Source organism: Streptomyces sp. NPDC107654 (assembly GCF_055639035.1).
In genome coordinates this window covers 1-15455 of the sequence record NZ_JBVKBI010000016.1, presented here as the reverse complement: position 1 = coordinate 15455, position 15455 = coordinate 1, and the positions used below count along the sequence as shown (strand labels likewise).

General features: G+C 74.2%; 13 protein-coding genes and 2 pseudogenes. 7 read left to right on the top strand and 8 right to left on the bottom strand.

Going from position 1 to position 15455, the window contains the following annotated elements; translation table 11 throughout:
• Positions 1–6 precede the first annotated feature (6 nt).
• On the bottom strand, positions 7–225 hold the full coding sequence (locus tag ACZ7N4_RS26035) for a hypothetical protein (RefSeq protein ID WP_471361986.1): 219 nt from the start codon (positions 223–225) through the stop codon (positions 7–9).
• 26 nt (positions 226–251) lie between these two features.
• On the bottom strand, positions 252–1685 hold the full coding sequence (locus ACZ7N4_RS26030; RefSeq protein ID WP_471361984.1) for an amidase: 1434 nt from the start codon (positions 1683–1685) through the stop codon (positions 252–254).
• Positions 1686–1963: 278 nt separating this feature from the next.
• On the opposite strand from ACZ7N4_RS26030, the gene ACZ7N4_RS26025 reads away from it, so the two are divergent.
• Positions 1964–3988, top strand: coding sequence for a TerD family protein (locus ACZ7N4_RS26025; protein WP_471362274.1), 2025 nt, complete (start codon positions 1964–1966; stop codon positions 3986–3988).
• 543 nt (positions 3989–4531) lie between these two features.
• Here ACZ7N4_RS26025 and ACZ7N4_RS26020 read toward each other — a convergent pair.
• Positions 4532–5497 (bottom strand): alpha/beta hydrolase, encoded by a 966-nt coding sequence (locus ACZ7N4_RS26020; protein ID WP_471361980.1) that lies wholly within the window; start codon positions 5495–5497, stop codon positions 4532–4534.
• Positions 5498–5913: 416 nt separating this feature from the next.
• Positions 5914–6471 (bottom strand): NAD(P)H-dependent oxidoreductase, encoded by a 558-nt coding sequence (locus tag ACZ7N4_RS26015; protein ID WP_471361977.1) that lies wholly within the window; start codon positions 6469–6471, stop codon positions 5914–5916.
• Between the two features lie 100 nt (positions 6472–6571).
• Between ACZ7N4_RS26015 and ACZ7N4_RS26010 the strand changes: the two genes are divergently transcribed.
• Positions 6572–7252, top strand: a complete 681-nt coding sequence (locus ACZ7N4_RS26010; protein ID WP_471361974.1) for a TetR/AcrR family transcriptional regulator — start codon at positions 6572–6574, stop codon at positions 7250–7252.
• Between the two features lie 30 nt (positions 7253–7282).
• On the opposite strand, the pseudogene ACZ7N4_RS26005 reads toward ACZ7N4_RS26010, so the two are convergent.
• A pseudogene (locus ACZ7N4_RS26005) lies at positions 7283–8413 on the bottom strand (FAD-dependent oxidoreductase); the annotation flags it as partial.
• A gap of 13 nt (positions 8414–8426) precedes the next feature.
• Positions 8427–9119, bottom strand: a complete 693-nt coding sequence (locus ACZ7N4_RS26000; protein ID WP_471361971.1) for a TetR/AcrR family transcriptional regulator — start codon at positions 9117–9119, stop codon at positions 8427–8429.
• Between the two features lie 120 nt (positions 9120–9239).
• Between ACZ7N4_RS26000 and ACZ7N4_RS25995 the strand changes: the two genes are divergently transcribed.
• Positions 9240–10253: a LacI family DNA-binding transcriptional regulator gene (locus ACZ7N4_RS25995; protein WP_471361969.1), complete on the top strand. Its 1014-nt coding sequence runs from the start codon at positions 9240–9242 to the stop codon at positions 10251–10253.
• Positions 10254–10278: 25 nt separating this feature from the next.
• Here the strand turns inward: ACZ7N4_RS25995 and ACZ7N4_RS25990 are convergent, their stop codons facing one another.
• On the bottom strand, positions 10279–10656 hold the full coding sequence (locus tag ACZ7N4_RS25990) for a thioredoxin family protein (protein ID WP_471361966.1): 378 nt from the start codon (positions 10654–10656) through the stop codon (positions 10279–10281).
• Positions 10657–10798: 142 nt separating this feature from the next.
• On the opposite strand from ACZ7N4_RS25990, the gene ACZ7N4_RS25985 reads away from it, so the two are divergent.
• Complete coding sequence (locus ACZ7N4_RS25985) at positions 10799–12229, top strand: dihydrolipoyl dehydrogenase family protein (RefSeq protein WP_471361964.1); 1431 nt, start codon at positions 10799–10801, stop codon at positions 12227–12229.
• A gap of 153 nt (positions 12230–12382) precedes the next feature.
• On the opposite strand, the gene ACZ7N4_RS25980 is transcribed toward ACZ7N4_RS25985, so the two are convergent.
• Positions 12383–13027: a peptide deformylase gene (locus tag ACZ7N4_RS25980; RefSeq protein ID WP_471361962.1), complete on the bottom strand. Its 645-nt coding sequence runs from the start codon at positions 13025–13027 to the stop codon at positions 12383–12385.
• Between the two features lie 153 nt (positions 13028–13180).
• On the opposite strand from ACZ7N4_RS25980, the gene ACZ7N4_RS25975 reads away from it, so the two are divergent.
• From ACZ7N4_RS25975 to ACZ7N4_RS25965, 3 genes and pseudogenes are all read left to right on the top strand, one after another.
• On the top strand, positions 13181–14611 hold the full coding sequence (locus tag ACZ7N4_RS25975; RefSeq protein WP_471361960.1) for a PepSY-associated TM helix domain-containing protein: 1431 nt from the start codon (positions 13181–13183) through the stop codon (positions 14609–14611).
• A 50-nt stretch (positions 14612–14661) separates the two neighbouring features.
• On the top strand, positions 14662–15072 hold the full coding sequence (locus ACZ7N4_RS25970; protein ID WP_467922467.1) for a BlaI/MecI/CopY family transcriptional regulator: 411 nt from the start codon (positions 14662–14664) through the stop codon (positions 15070–15072).
• A 6-nt stretch (positions 15073–15078) separates the two neighbouring features.
• Positions 15079–15357: pseudogene (locus ACZ7N4_RS25965) on the top strand (M56 family peptidase); the annotation flags it as partial.
• Between the last annotated feature and the right edge of the window lie 98 nt (positions 15358–15455).

The following is a 15455-nucleotide window of genomic DNA, read 5'->3' as shown; positions in this document are numbered from 1 at the left end:
GACTGCTCAACTGTCGTACGCGGGTGTGACGTAGACCGTCCTCGGCGGCAGGTGCTCCACGACCATCACCACCGTCCCGGTCGCGATCCGGGCCGTGCCGTCGGCCGGGTGGGCGAGGAAGTGCTCCGCGCCACCGCGTACCCGCACGATCACCTCGCCGACCAGCCCGGGTCCGACCGCCCCCGTCACCCGTCCCATCAGCCCGACCATCGACGCGTCTCCCATGGCCCCAGCGTACGGGCGGAACACCGTCACGGGACCGGCCTGTCCGCGTCCGCCCGCAGCGGCGGCCACCGCTCGTACCAGCGCAGCTCAGCCTCCAGCTGCGCCGCCAGGGAGACCAGGAGCGGCTCGCTGTGGGCCGGGCCGAGCAGCTGCGCGCCGACCGGGAGTCCGGGGCCGGCGAACCCGGCGGGTACGTTCACGCCCGGCCAGCCGAGGACGTTCCACGGCCAGGCGTACGGGCAGGCGGCGATGACGGCACGGTCCGTCGCCATTCCGCCGAGCCGGGAGAAGGCGCCGATCCGGGGCGGGGGCACGGCCGTCGTCGGCGCGAGGACCACGTCGTACGACCCGAAGAACGCGCCGATCCGCCGCTGGAGCACCGCCTCGGCGCGCCGGGCCGCCCGCAGCGGGGCCCCGCCCAGCAGCCGGCCGAGCCGGGCCGCTCCCCGGGTGCGCGGGTCCAGCAGCGCGGGGTCGGGGGCCTCGCGGGCCCGCTCGGCGATCCCGGCGGTGGCGCGCGGCACGAAGGCCAGGCCGATCTGCCCGTACGGCGGATCGGCCTCCTCCACCACATGCCCCATCCCCGCCAGCTTCTCGGCGAGTTCGACGACCCTGGCGCGGATCTCCGGGTCCAGCCGGGCGGGTACGGCGGTGAACGGCGGGTTCAGGGACAGTGCGACGCGCAGCCGGCCCGGATCGCGGCCGACCGCGTCCGCCACGGTCAGCGCGGGCGGCCGGTGCGGGTCGCGGGCGTGGTTGCCGCTCGCCGCGTCCAGCAGCAGGGCCGCGTCGGCGACGGTCCGGGCGAGGGTGCCGTTGACCGTGATGCCGTGGAAGGACTCGCCCCACGGCCAGGTCGAGATCCGGCCCCGCTGCGGCTTGATGCCGATCAGACGGGTCCAGGCTGCGGGGATGCGCACCGAGCCGGCCCCGTCGGAACCGAGCGCGGCCGGGACCAGCCCCGCGGCGACGGCGGCGGCCGAACCCCCCGAGGATCCGCCGGGCGTGTGTCCGGTGTCCCAGGGGTTGCGGGTCTCCCCGAACGCGGGCCCCTCGGTGAACGGCCACTGCCCCAGCTCGCACGTGTTCGTCTTGCCGACGATCACCGCGCCGGCCGCGCGCAGCCGCCGTACCGCCTCACCGTCCGCGGCCACCGGCGCGAACGCGCCCGGACAGCCGAACGCGGTCGGCTCACCCGCCACGTCCATGTCGTCCTTCACCGCCACCGGCACCCCGAGCAGCGGCTTGTCCACCCCGGCGGCCAACTCCCGGTCGGCGGCGTCCGCTTCGGCGAGCGCGGCCTCCGCCCGTACGACCCGAAAGGCGTTCAGCGTGGGCTGCGCGGCCTCGATCCGGGCCAGCGCCTGCTCCACCAACGCCCGGGAGGTCACCTCCCCACCGGCAAGGGCCCGCCGGGCCTCCACGAGTCCTGCGGCACGGTCGGCACGGTCGGGCGTCATGGGGAGCACCTCCGGGAGACTCCGGGCACGATGTCTACCGAACGGTAACGTCCGATCGGGACGGCAGAGCGGTTTTCACGCGGTGTCCTGTCAGGGGAGGGGTCGGTACCCCCTGCCGAACCGTGGGAGGTGCGCGTTTCGGACATGGGACGTAGCGGTGATGCCTGAGGGCTACAGTTTTCCCCTGTGGGCCACATCACAAAGAGTTGTGTGATGGGCTTGAACGACGTGTGCGCATGGGGAAGAACAGCAATCTGGGGGGATTGTCGGTGCGGGAGATGGTGAAGGGCTCGAATGCGACGCTTTCGGCCCTCAGTGACAACGTCGGTTCGGTGATCGTCAGTCTTCGCTGGGCCAGTACGAGCGGCGAGGGCGACGCTGATGTGTCGGTTCTGTTGCTGGGACCGGACGGCAAGGTGCGCAACGACGCCGACTTCTACTTCTACAACAACCCTGTCGCATCCGACGGCAGTGTCCAGCTGCTCGGCAAGGCCCCGGTCGAGCAGGGTGACGAGGACCGGATCGGGTTCGACCTGACCGCCGTACCGGAGAGTGTCGACAGGATGGTCATCGCCGCGAGCCGGTACGGCGGTGCCCACTTCGGTGACCTGGAGGATCTCACGGTCACCCTCTCGGACGGCACCGGCGAGGGCCTCCTCCGGTTCACGATCGACGACGCCCGATCGGTGAGCGCGGTCATCTTCGGCGAGCTGTACCGCCGCGACGGCGCATGGAAGTTCCGCGCGGTAGGGCAGGGATACGGCGATGGCCTGGCCGGTTTGGCGACGGACTTCGGAGTCGACGTCGACGACGACGCCGCAGCGGAGTCCGCACTGGACGACGGCACGGGCGACGAGGAGGGCGCGACGGCCGAAGCCGCCGAGGTCGCTCGTGAGCCGGCACTGCCCGCTGTGCCCTCCCCGCGTCGGCCGGACGAAGCGGACCGAGTGCCCGGTCCGACGCCACGCCCCCGGACAGCGAAGCGGAAGATCACGCTTCCCAAGACGGCGAAGAAGTCTCTCGCCGAGAACGAGTCCTGGAGGGAGGCGAGGCTGTTCCCGGTCTCGGCGCTCAAGAGCGACCGGGACCGGGAGACTCGCGCGACCTCGGTCCTGCTGTCGGTCATGGCCCAGGTGCCGGAGTTCGGCAGAAGGCTCATGGCCGGTTTCGGCGCGCCGGCGGGCCGCATGGAGACGTTCGTCGAAGTGTCGTTGCCTCACGGCGATACACCGCGACGGCCGGACGGCGTCGTCCGTGTGGAGCGGGCGGGCAAGTTGTGGACCGCGCTGATCGAGACGAAGACCAACGGGAACGCGCTCAAGAGCGACCAGGTACAGGCGTACACGGACATCGCCGCACGTCGAGGGTACGAGGCCGTGATCACGCTGTCCAACGACGTCGCCCTGGAAGGAAGTCCGCTCGTGGACGTCAAGATCGACGGGCGGCGCAAGCACAAGGTGGCCCTGTGGCACCTGTCCTGGGCGGAGGTCGCCTACCAGGCACAGGTGCTGATCCGGCACGAAGGCGTGGGGAACGCGGCGCACGCTTGGCTGCTGCAGGAACTGCTCCACTACCTCCAGCACGAGAACTCCGGCTGTCACGGATTCCAGAACATGGGGCCCGCCTGGGTACCCGTGCGCAACGGCATCGACGACGAGACCCTGTGCCAGGGCGACCCGAGGACACTCGACGTCGTGGAGAGCTGGGAACGGCTCATCCGTCAGGTGTGCCTCGGGCTCGGAGGCGAACTCGGCCGCAAGGTGCTCCCGGTCCAGCGGGGCAAGCGGGGCAGGGACCCCCGCGAACTCCGGCAGGCTCAGGCCGATCGACTGTGCCTGCACGGTCGGCTCCAGGCCGAACTCCGCATTGACGGCGCTTCCGGCGTGCTGTCGGTCGGTGCCGACTTGCGCACCGGCAGGCTACGGGTCTCCACGGACATTCCCGCGCCAGCCCAGGGCTATCCCCTGACCTGGGCGAAGAGGCTCATCCGAAGCCTGGCGGAGGCACCGGCCGACCTGCATATCGAAAGCCTGGTCGACGGTGAGACGAGTGGCCCGCGAGGCACGCTGGAGCGCTTGCGCCCCGAGCCCGCGGACCTGCTGCCCAAGGCAGAGGGTGCTCGCATCACGGGCTTCCGCCTCTCCCTGCTCAAGTCCATGGGGCATGGCCGTGGCAACGCGGAGACGGGATTCATCCGCAGCGTCGACGACGCGGTCCAGCGTTTCTACGGCCATGTGTGGGTGCCCTTCGACCGTCCGACGACGCGACGCGCGTCCGTCAAAGAGCCGGTGACATCCGCATGAGGCCGTCGCCCCGTTGAGCGGCGGGCAGGGGCGGCCATGTCCTGTCCGACGGATCAGGACGGAGCCGGAGCGGGCGAGCCGGTGGGCCGTCGACGGGCACGCGCGGCTCGTCACGAATGCTTCGTTCGTGCCGGCCGACTCCCAGTGGGCTGTGGACGCCCCCTGCCTCGGAGGGCCGCTCGGCACGCATGGCGGGGCGGCTCAACCGTGGTCTTGGTCCGGACCTTTCCCGCCGCCATACGAGCGCCCTATGAGCGCACGGTCCACTCGCCGAGCGCCACCGAGCGCGCCTCGTGAGGAGACGCACGGGACGAGTAGCGAGGACTCGTTCTAGGGCCGTCCGACCCGGCCGGGAGCCCACGGCACCCGCCGGGCGGCGGTCCGGTCGCGCGGGGCGGAGGAAGGCGCGTTCCGCCTCGTTCCCAGGGTTCCTCGCCGTACTGTTCCGGGTCCTGGACCACGAACCAGCTGTCGGTAGCCACGGAGAAACTCTTGGTCCAGGCACATCGCACCTGGACGTCGGGTGTGCCGCGTACGGAGGGGTCAGCCCAGCAGCCGGCGAAGCCACGCGACCCGGGTGGTGCGGGCCGTGCGGGAGAGGGCGGCGTCCGGGGCGAGGGCGTCGAAGCCGTGGCAGCCGCCCGGCCAGACGTGCAGTTCGGCCACGCCGCCGGCCTGCCAGATCCGGGACGCGTAACCGACCACCTCGTCCCGGAAGGTCTCCGCCGAACCGACGTCCAGGAAGGCCGGGGGCAGGCCGGACAGGTCGGCGGCCCGGGCCGGCGCCGCGTAGGGGGAGACCTCGTCGGCGCCCCGGCGGTCGCCGAGCAGGGCCGTCCAGGCCGTCTCGTTCGCCGTGCGGTCCCACAGGCCCCGGCCGGCCATCTGGCGGCTGGAGACGGTGTCGTTGCGGTCGTCCAGCATCGGGCACATCAGCAGCTGGCCGACCGGGCGCGGGCCCTGCCGGTCCCGGGTGAGGAGGGCGAGCGCCGCGGTGAGACCGCCGCCCGCGCTGGCGCCCGCGACGACGATCCGGTCCGGGTCGCCGCCGATCTCCCGCGCGTACTCCGCCGTCCACAGCAGCCCCGCGTACACGTCCTCGACCGGCGCCGGATGCGGGTGTTCGGGTGCCAGCCGGTACTCCACCGACACGACGACCGCCCCCAGGTCCCGCGCCCACGCCAGGGGTTCGGTCACGCCCGTTCGGTTGGTGCCGGCCACCAGGCCGCCGCCGTGCACGTGGTAGATCACCGGCAGTCCCGCCGGTGCGGGAGCGGCCGTCGGCCGGCACACGAGCAGGGAGACAGCGGGGGCGCCCTCCGGGCCGGGCACCGTGCGGTCTTCCGCCTCGAAGGCGCCCTCCAGGGTGACGTCGACCAACTCGCCGACCGCCGCGCCGCGCCGTGCGGCCTCGACGTCGTCGGGGGTGAACCCGGACGCGACGACGCCCCGGAACGACTCCAGTACGGCGGCGAGTTCCGGGTCGAACGGCGGCGGGACCAGGGACATGGCAGCTCCTTTTCGTGATGCCCGGCGACCACTGCCCGAGCACGCGTGCCCCACGCACGCGGTCGTCTGCCGTCTACCCCCTCAGGCCCGGAGGACGACCTGCCGCGGCGGAGGTCCCGCCGGCCGGGGCGGTGGCCGGCGCGGGCCGGGCGGGGCGGCGCAGGGGGCGGGGTGGCGCAGCAGGCCCTGACCGGGCTCGGCCCGGAGGCCGTGGCCCTTGCGCATCCTCACGGCCCGGACGCCGAGGCCCTCGCGCCCCTCGCGCCCGCACGCGACAGGGGCCGGAGCCTCGTCGGCTCCGGCCCCTGTGGGCAGTCGTGTGCGGTCTCCGGGGGCGGTCGGCCCCGTCCTCACGGACAGTCGTGTCCGGCCCCTGCGGGCAGTCCGCTCCCGGCCCCCGTGCGCCGTCGCACCGCTCAGGCCGCCGCGGGCACGGTGCCGTGCAGGCGGGCCACGACCTCGGTCAGCTGGGCGGCCACCTCGGCGTCGTCGGACGGGTGGGTCTCGGCGAAGCGGGTGAGGGAGCCGGGGATGGACAGCTTGATGTCCTCGATCACCTTGCCGCCGGCGATGCCCACGGCCTTGCGGGTGTCGTCCTGGGCCCACACGCCGCCGTACTGGCCGAAGGCGGTGCCGACCACGGCGACGGGCTTGCCGCCGAAGGCGCCGGCGCCGTACGGGCGGGACAGCCAGTCGATGGCGTTCTTCAGGACGGCCGGGATGGTGCCGTTGTACTCGGGGGAGAAGAACAGGAAGGCGTCGGCGGCCTGCGCGGCCTCGCGCAGCTTGGCGGCGGCGGCCGGGACGCCGCCCTCCACGTCGATGTCCTCGTTGTAGAACGGGACGTCGGCCAGGCCCTCGAACAGCTCGACCTCGGCGCCCTCCGGTGCGAGCTTCACGGCAGCCTCGGCGAGCTGGCGGTTGTGCGAGCCGGCGCGAAGGCTGCCGACGAGCGCGAGGATGCGAACAGACATGGCTACTCCAGAGGGCTTGAACATCGATTGGCACGATCCGGACCGGGGTCCGTTTAAGTGTGTATCACTCCAAACGGACCGCGGTCCAGTTTTCTTCCCGATGCTTTACGCTGTCGTCATGTCCAGCGCTCCGCCGCCCTTCCCGAAGCCTCAAGCACCCCTCGAACCATCCCGCTTGCTGGAGATCGGCCCGGCTTCCGAGGAGCCGGGCCTGCGCGCCGACGCGGCCCGCAACCGGGCCCGGCTGCTGGAGGCCGCCGCCCGGCTGATCGCCGAGCACGGGGTGGCGGGGGTCACGATGGAGGCGGTGGCCGCGGCGGCCAACGTCGGCAAGGGCACCGTCTTCCGCCGCTTCGGCGACCGCACCGGACTCCTGACGGCCCTCCTCGACCACTCGGCCAGGCAGCTCCAGGCCGACTTCCTCAGCGGGCCCCCGCCGCTGGGCCCCGGCTCGCCGCCCCTGGAGCGGCTGCGGGCGTTCGGCGTCGCGGTGCTGTACCGCACGGCCGAGCAGCTGGATCTGCAGCTGGCCGCCCAGCCGGAGCCGACCCGCCGGTTCGCCCACCCCGCGGCCGGGTCGCTGCGCATCCACCTCACGGTGCTGCTCCGCCAGATCGTGCCGGGCGCCGACTGCGACCTGCTCGCCCACACCCTGCTGGCCTCGCTGGACCCCGCCCTGATCCACCACCTGACCCGCCAGCGCGGCTTGCCCATGAAACGCCTGGAAGCCGGCTGGCTCGACCTGGTGGCCCGGGTGACCCGCACCGAACCGCCCCGCTGAGGCGGGCCTCGGGCGGTTACGGGCGTCCGGTCAGGCCTCCCCGCCCGTGAACATCTCCACGAGCCCCTGCGGCGCGTCCGCGCGGAAGAGCAGGGCCTGACTGCGGGCGGACTCGCGCGCGGACGCCTCCGCACGCGCGAACATGCGGGTCTCGTAGGCCGTCAGCGCGGCCTCGGTGTCGCCGGGGTGCGCGACCAGGGCGAGGCCCAGTTCGGCGCCGTCGATCAGGGCCAGGTTGGCGCCCTCGCCGGCGAACGGCGACATCAGGTGGGCGGCGTCCCCGAGCAGGGTGACCCCGGGCACCCGGTCCCAGCGGTGGCCGACCGGCCGGGCGTGGATCCGACGGGGCACCAGCGGCCCGTCGGCGTCCGCGATCAGAGCCCGCAGGCTCTCGTCCCAGCCGTCGAACTCGTTCAACACGGCCGTCTTCGCCGCCTCGGTGTCGGTGAAGTCGATGCCGTCCAGCCAGTTCTCGGGCGCCGTCACGGCGGTGTATATGTGCAGGCTGCCGTCCGGTTCCCGGTGGGCGAGGAAGCCGCGGCCCGGGCCGAGCGCGAAGAGCATGCCGCCGCCGACCACCCGGGCACTCACCGGGTGGCGCACGTCCGCCTGGAGCAGGTCCGCCTCCACGAACGACACACCCGTGTACGCGGGCCGGGCCCCGGAGAGCAGCGGGCGCACCCGCGACCAGGCGCCGTCCGCGCCGACCAGCACATCGGTGGTGAACCCCGAGCCGTCGGCGAGCGTCACCCGGTGCCGGCCGTCCTCCGCCGGGCGGACGTCGGTGACCTTGGCGCCCCAGCGGACCGTATCCGCGGGCAGCGAGCCGAGCAGCAGGTCGCGCAGCTCGCCCCGGTCCATCTCGGGGCGACCGCCGGTGCCGTCGTCGGGCTGCTCCAGGCGGACGGTGCCGTCCCGGCCGAGGACCCGCGCGGCCTGCCCGCCGGTGTGGACCCGGGCCAGGAACCGCTCGTGCAGCCCGGCGGCCCGCAGCGCCTCCTGGCCGGAGTCGTCGTGGATGTCGAGCATGCCGCCTTGGGTGCGGGCGTCCGCCGACGCCCACAGGTCGAACAGTGCCGCCTCGACGCCGTGCACGTGCAGCACCCGGGCGAGCGTGAGCCCGCCGAGGCCGGCGCCGACGACGGCGACGGGGTGGTGGGGGAGGGGGCGGGGGTCACGGGGCCTCCTGGCCTTCGGTGCGGGTGTCGGTCGGTACGGCGGTCCGCTCGATGCCGTTGAGCAGGGTCTGGACCGCCCAGGACAGGCGGGCCCCGGGGGCGCCGGAGAGCAGCGCTCCGGCGTGGGCGGCGATGTGCGGGTACGTCGCGGCGGGCGCCTCGCGCAGGGCCCGGGCCAGCGCCGGGAAGTCGCCCTTGGGGTCCTCCCCGGCGTGCTCGGCGGCGGTCGCCGTGGCGTGCTGGAGCAGCAGGTCCACGCCCCAGGCCGCCTGGGCGGGCGGCACCCCGCCCGCGTCCAGCAGGCCGAGCAGCGTCTCGATGAGGCGCAGGTAGTGGGGGCCGCTCGGCCAGGCGGTCAGTGCCGAACGGGCCAGGGACGGGTGTTCCAGGAGCACCGCGGTGTAGGCGGTGAGCACCGCCTCCAGCCGCTCCCGCCAGCTGCCCCCGGCCGGCGCCGTGCCGACCGTGCCGAGCAGCTCGTCCAGCACGGCCGCATGCAGTTCGTCGGTGTTGCGGACGTACACGTAGAGGGAGGCGGGGCCGGTGTCGAGTTCCTGGGCGAGCCGTCGCATGGTCACCTTGCGGAGTCCCTCCGCCCGCAGGATCGCGACGGCGGCGGCGACGATGCCCTCCCGGGTGAGGGCGGGCTTGGCGGGGCGCTCCCGCCGGGAGCGTGGTGCTGCGGTCATGCTCTGACCGTAACGAACATGTTCGTTACGAACGTGTTCGTCGCGCGCAGGGATACGCCAGTTTGTCGAACCATGAACCACGTTGCCCCGCCCGCTCCCGGCCCCCGCCCCTCTGCCAGGATGCGGTCTGTCATGGTGCAGATACCGAACACGCCCACGAGTGCCGATGTGGCCCGTCTCGCCGGCGTCTCGCGCGCGACCGTCTCCTACGTCCTCAACAACACCAGCGCCGTGCGGATCAGCGACGCGACCCGCCGCCGCGTCCGCGAGGCCGCCCGGGAACTCGGGTACGTCCCCCACGCCGCAGCCCGCAGCCTGCGCGCCGGACACAGCCGTACGGTCCTCATGCCCGCCCCGGCCATCCCGGTGGGCCCCCTCTACAGCGGGTTCCTCAACGAACTGCAGTGGGCGCTCGGCCGGCTCGACTACACCGTCGTCCAGTACGGCAGCGTCGGCCTCCAGGGCGACGAAGCCGCCCGCGCCTGGGCCGAGTTGCGCCCGGTCGCCGTCCTGGTGCCCGGCACCGGCCTCGGCCCCCAGGGCGTCGCCCTCCTCAAGCGCTCCGGCGCCCGGGCCGTCGTCACCCTCGGCCCCGCCCGCGTCGACGGTGCGCACGCCCTGCTGATGGACCACGCCACCGTCGGCCACTGCGCGGGCGCCCACCTGTACGAGCGGGGCCGGCGCCGGATCGGTGTCGTCATGCCCGGGGAACCGGGACTCGACGTCTACGCGCGGCCCCGGCTCGCCGGTGTACGCGAGGCACTGCGCGGCACGGACGCCGGGGTGACGGAGCTGCCGCTCGGCTACACCGAGGAGTCCGCCGCCGAACTCGCCGCCCGCTGGCCCCGGTTGGGGCTGGACGGGGTGTTCGCCTACAACGACGAGTACGCGATGCTGCTGATGCGCGCCCTTCAGGACGAGGGCGTGCGCATCCCCGAGGACGTCGCCCTGGTCGGCGCCGACGACCTGATGCTCGGCCGGTTGCTGCGCCCCCGGCTCAGTACCGTCCACATCGACCTGCCCTCGGGCCGCGACCTCGCCGGGCTGGTCGACCGCGCGGTGCGCGACCCCGGCGGCGAGCCGGAAGTGCACACCGTGCTGGGGGCCTCGGTGATCCGGCGCGAGTCCAGCTGACCCGGGACCGCGGCCCCCTTACGGGCTACTTCTGCGCGTCGCCCTGCTGGGCGGCGATGCTCTTGCGGACCTCGTCCATGTCGAGGTTGCGGGCCTGGCCGATGAGGTCCTCCAGCACCGGCGCGGGCAGCGCGCCCGGCTGGGCGAAGACCGCCACCTGGTCGCGGATGATCATCAGCGTCGGGATCGACTGGACCTCGAAGGCCGCGGCCAGCTCCGGCTGCGCCTCGGTGTCCACCTTGCCGAACACCAGATCGGGATTGTCCGCCGCGGCCTTCTCATAGACCGGCGCGAACTGCCGGCACGGGGGGCACCACTCCGCCCAGAAGTCGATGAGAACGAACTCGTTCTCGCTGACCGTCTGGTCGAAGTTCTCCTTGGTCAGCTCCACGGTGCTGCTCATGGCGTGATTCCCACTTCCTGGTGTAGGGGGTGTGCCGACGGCGGAAACACGGCCGCCGGGCCGCCTATTCCGCCCGTGCACGCCTGCGTTCCGCGCGCGTACCCGTGTGGCCACGGCGCACACCACCCACCAGACTGACCCCATGACGGAAACGGAATCCATCGCGTACGACGTCGTGGTGATCGGGGGCGGTCCCGTCGGGGAGAACGTCGCCGACCGCACCCGCGCCGCCGGACTGACCACCGCCCTCGTGGAGAGCGAACTGCTCGGCGGCGAGTGCTCGTACTGGGCCTGCATGCCCAGCAAGGCGCTGCTCAGGCCGGTCATCGCGCAGGCCGACGCCCGCCGGCTGCCCGGCCTCGCCCAGGCGGTCCAGGGCCCGCTCGACACCCCGGCCGTCCTGGCCCGCCGGGACGAGTACACCTCGCACTGGCAGGACGGGGGCCAGGTGGCCTGGCTGGAGGGGACCGGCACCGACTTCTACCGCGGCCACGGCCGTCTCGCCGGCCCCCGCACGGTCACCGTCACCGCCCCCGACGGCACCGTCACCACCCTCACCGCACGGCACGCCGTCGCCGTCTCCACCGGCACCCGCGCCCGGCTGCCCGACCTGCCCGGTCTCCCCGACGTCAGGCCGTGGACCAGCCGTGAGGCCACCAGTGCCAAGGCCGCCCCCGGCCGGCTGATCGTCGTGGGCGGCGGTGTCGTCGCCACCGAGATGGCCACGGCCTGGCAGGCCCTCGGCTCCCGGGTCACCCTGCTGGTGCGCGGCAAGGGCCTGCTGAACCGGATGGAACCGTTCGCCGGGGAACTCGTCGCCGAGGCCCTCGCCGAGGCGGGCGCCGACATCCGCACCGGCACCTCCGTGGAGTCCGTCAGCCGGGAGAACGGCACGGTCGTGGCCGTCACCTCCGCCGGCGACCGGATCGAGGCCGACGAGATCCTCTTCGCCACCGGCCGCGTCCCGCACACCGACGACCTGGGCCTGGAGACCGTCGGCCTGGAACCCGGCTCCTGGCTCGACGTCGACGACAGCCTGCGCGTCACCGGCACCGACTGGCTGTACGCGGTCGGCGACGTGAACCACCGCGCCCTCCTCACCCACCAGGGCAAGTACCAGGCCCGCATCGCGGGCGCCGCGATCGCCGCCCGCGCCACCGGCGGCACCGTCGCGGAGGAGCCCTGGGGCGCCCACACCGCCACCGCCGACCACCACGCCGTACCCCAGGTCGTCTTCACCGACCCGGAGGCCGCCGCGGTCGGGCTCTCCCTCGCCGAGGCGGAACAGGCCGGCCACCGGGTCCGCGCCGTCGACGTCGAGTTCTCCTCCGTCGCGGGCGCCGGCCTGTACGGCGAGGGCTACAAGGGCCGCGCCCGCATGGTCGTGGACCTGGAGGACGAGATCCTGCGCGGCGTCACCTTCGTCGGCCCCGGCGTCGGCGAACTCGTCCACTCGGCCACCATCGCGGTCGCCGGCCGCGTCCCGCTCGGCCGGCTGTGGCACGCGGTCCCGTCCTACCCGACGCTGAGCGAGGTGTGGCTGCGGCTGCTGGAGGCGTACCGCGACAACTGAGCTCAAGGCAAGGGTAGTTGATTGCCACGGCGCCCGGTGCGGTGCGTCGCGAGGCGGAGGAACACCGGCCTGCCCGGGCGTACCCGGGCGCTCCGACAACGCGGCGAGGTGCGTGCCGCACGCCGTGGGCCGGGCTGATCCGGACGAGTCCGCCTAGGGCAGCTCGAAGCCCAGGGCCTCGGCCGCGGCCCGGGGCGCCGGCTGGGCCCACAGGGCCGCCACCGCCTCGTTGGTCGACAGGGAGCGCAGCTCCGCCCGGTCCAGGTAGAGCGTGCCGTCGAGGTGGTCCGTCTCGTGCTGCACGATCCGGGCCGGCCAGCCGCCGAACACCTCGTCCAGGGCGCGGCCCCGCTCGTCCTCGCCGCGCAGCCGCACCTCGGCGTGCCGGGCCACCACCGCCTGCCAGCCCGGCACGCTCAGACAGCCCTCGAAGAACGCGGCCCGGGCGGTGCCGACCGGCTCGTACACCGGGTTGACCAGTACCCGGAAGGGCTGCGGGACCCGGCCGCGGGCCGCCGCGACCTCCTCCGGCACGGGGGCCGGGTCCTCGATGACCGCGATCCGCAGCGCGATGCCCACCTGCGGCGCGGCGAGCCCCACACCGGGGGCCGCGTGCATGGTGGTGCGCAGGGCCTCGACGAACCGGGCCAGCAGCGCGGGGCCGAGCTGGCCGTCGTACGGCTCGGCGGGGCGCCGCAGCACCGGCCGGCCGGCCGCGACGATGGGCAAGGGGCCGCCGGCGGCGAGGAGTTCCTCGACCCGCTCGGCGAGCGGTGCGTGATCAGGGGGAGGTGCCATCGCGTCAGGATGCCATGCCCGCCCCGCCCGCTGTGGCACAGCTCACCCACGCCCCGGGGAACTCGGCCCTCCACCGGGCCGACTACTGGTGCGCCCTCGCCTCCCTGCCGACGGCCAGCCCCTCGGTACCGAGCCCCCGGAAGAAGCCCACCGATGACCACCGCTCCCCCGGGCGCCCCGGCCGAGGCGTCCAGCCCCGCCGCCCGCCGCCCCTGGGCACCCCTGCGCCCCCTCGTGCTGCGCCTGCACTTCTACGCCGGCCTGCTCGTCGCGCCCTTCCTGCTGGTCGCCGCCGTCACCGGCCTGCTGTACGCGGGCTCCTTCCAGGCCGAGCGGCTCGTGTACGACCATGAGCTGACCGTCCCGGCCGGCGAGCGCGAGCTGCCCGTCTCCGCCCAGGTGGCCGCCGCCCGCGAGGCCCATCCCGAGGGCACCGTCACGGCCGTGCGCCCCTCGCCCGAGGCCGGCGCCACCACCAGGGTGCTGCTCTCCGGCGTCAGGGGCGTCGACCCCGGCCACACCCTCGCCGTGTTCATGGACCCGTACACCGGCACGGTCCGCGGCGCGCTCGAACAGTACGGCGCGACCGGCGCGCTGCCCCTGCGCACCTGGATCGACGGACTCCACCGGGACCTGCACCTGGGGGAGACCGGCCGGCTCTACAGCGAGCTGGCCGCCAGCTGGCTGTGGGTGATCGCGGGCGGCGGCCTGGTGCTGTGGTTCTCCCGCCGCCGCGCCCTGCGCAGGGTACGCGGCACCAGCGGCCGGCGCCGCACCCTCGGCCTGCACGGCATGCTCGGCGTCTGGACGGCCGCCGGGTTCCTGTTCCTGTCCGCGACCGGCCTGACCTGGTCGGCGTACGCCGGCGCGAACATCGACGAGCTGCGCACCTCGCTGGGCCAGGCCACCCCGTCCGTCTCGGCGGCCGTGACCGGCGGCGAGCACGCGGGCCACGGTCAGGCGGACCACGGTCACGCGGGCCATGGAGCGGCCGGCTCCGCCGACGGCCCGGCCGAGCAGGGCGTGGGGCTGGACCAGGTGCTCGCGGCGGCCCGCGCCGAGGGGCTCGGCGATCCGGTCGAGATCGTGCCGCCCGCGGACACGGACAGCGCCTACGTCGTCCGGCAGATCCAGCGCAGCTGGCCCGAGAAACAGGACTCCGTCGCCGTCGACCCGGCCACCGGACGGGTCACCGACGCACTGCGCTTCGCCGACTACCCGGTGCTCGCCAAGCTCACCCGCTGGGGCATCGACCTGCACACCGGCTCCCTCTTCGGACTCGTCAACCAGATCGCCCTCGCGCTGCTCGCCCTCGCCCTGGTCCTGCTCGTCCTGTGGGGCTACCGCCTGTGGTGGCAGCGCGGCCGGGGCTCCGCCTTCGGCCGGCCGGTCCCGCGCGGCGCCTGGGCGGACGTGCCGCCGTACCTGCTCGTTCCGGCGCTCGCGGCCGTCGCCGTGCTCGGCTGGTTCGTGCCGCTGCTCGGCATCCCGCTGGCCGGCTTCCTCGCCGTCGACATCGTCCTCGGCGAGGTCGCGCACCGGCGCGGGCGCCGCGGGTACGGGAGTGTCAGTGGCGTGAAGTAGCGTGGAACGGCGGGTGAGCGAGCGAGGGAAGACGGGGGAGGGAACCGGACGTGACACCGCGGACGGCGCCGGAGGGCGGCCGGGCCCGACGGCGCGGCCAGGGCGAACTGGAGGGCCAGGTCCTCGGCGCGCTGCGGGAGGCGGACGGGCCGGTCACCGCGGCCTGGGTGCAGCAGCGCCTCGGCGGCGACCTCGCCTACACCACCGTCGTCACCATCCTGACCCGGCTGCTCGCCAAGGACGTCGTCGCCCGCGAACGGCACGGCCGGTCCTTCGTGTGGACGCCGACCGCCGACGTCGCCCGGCTGGCGGCGCTGCGCATGCGCCGCCTGCTCGACGGCGAACGGGACCGGGAGGCGGTTCTCGCCAGCTTCGTCACCGCCCTGCCGCCCGGTGACGAACAGGTGCTGCGGGCCCTGCTCGACATCCCGGGTCCGGACGCCGGCGGTCCGGAGGACTGACCGCTCATGGGGGTGTTCGTCTTCCTGCCGCTGGTGCTGCCGCTGTCCGCGTGGCCGGTCGCCCGGCTCGCCGAGACCCGGCTGCACCCGCGCACCGCCACCCGGCTGCTGACCGCGGTCGCCGTCGTCATGGCCGTGTGCAGCACGCTGTGCCTGGCCCTGCTCATGGTGGTCGGCACCGCCCAGCTGCCCGGCAACCCCCTGCCGGACGGCTGGTCCGACCCGGAGGTGCGGGCCGCCGTCCCGCACGACGAGGTGGCCGGCCGGGCCGCCATTCCCGCGCTCGGCCTAGGACTTGTCCGGCCGATCATGCCCGGAGCCAGATGACGAGGGTTGCGGCGGTCGCGGTCCCGAGGAAGACGTAACCGCGCTTGTCGTATCTG

Bases quoted from the DNA above. Each gene is read 5' to 3' on its own strand.
- ACZ7N4_RS26035 (WP_471361986.1), bottom strand. From the start codon at position 225: ATGGGAGACGCGTCGATGGTCGGGCTGATGGGACGGGTGACGGGGGCG.
- ACZ7N4_RS26030 (WP_471361984.1), bottom strand. From the start codon at position 1,685: ATGACGCCCGACCGTGCCGACCGTGCCGCAGGACTCGTGGAGGCCCGG.
- ACZ7N4_RS26025 (WP_471362274.1), top strand. From the start codon at position 1,964: ATGGTGAAGGGCTCGAATGCGACGCTTTCGGCCCTCAGTGACAACGTC.
- ACZ7N4_RS26020 (WP_471361980.1), bottom strand. From the start codon at position 5,497: ATGTCCCTGGTCCCGCCGCCGTTCGACCCGGAACTCGCCGCCGTACTG.
- ACZ7N4_RS26015 (WP_471361977.1), bottom strand. From the start codon at position 6,471: ATGTCTGTTCGCATCCTCGCGCTCGTCGGCAGCCTTCGCGCCGGCTCG.
- ACZ7N4_RS26010 (WP_471361974.1), top strand. From the start codon at position 6,572: ATGCTTTACGCTGTCGTCATGTCCAGCGCTCCGCCGCCCTTCCCGAAG.
- ACZ7N4_RS26000 (WP_471361971.1), bottom strand. From the start codon at position 9,119: ATGACCGCAGCACCACGCTCCCGGCGGGAGCGCCCCGCCAAGCCCGCC.
- ACZ7N4_RS25995 (WP_471361969.1), top strand. From the start codon at position 9,240: ATGCGGTCTGTCATGGTGCAGATACCGAACACGCCCACGAGTGCCGAT.
- ACZ7N4_RS25990 (WP_471361966.1), bottom strand. From the start codon at position 10,656: ATGAGCAGCACCGTGGAGCTGACCAAGGAGAACTTCGACCAGACGGTC.
- ACZ7N4_RS25985 (WP_471361964.1), top strand. From the start codon at position 10,799: ATGACGGAAACGGAATCCATCGCGTACGACGTCGTGGTGATCGGGGGC.
- ACZ7N4_RS25980 (WP_471361962.1), bottom strand. From the start codon at position 13,027: ATGGCACCTCCCCCTGATCACGCACCGCTCGCCGAGCGGGTCGAGGAA.
- ACZ7N4_RS25975 (WP_471361960.1), top strand. From the start codon at position 13,181: ATGACCACCGCTCCCCCGGGCGCCCCGGCCGAGGCGTCCAGCCCCGCC.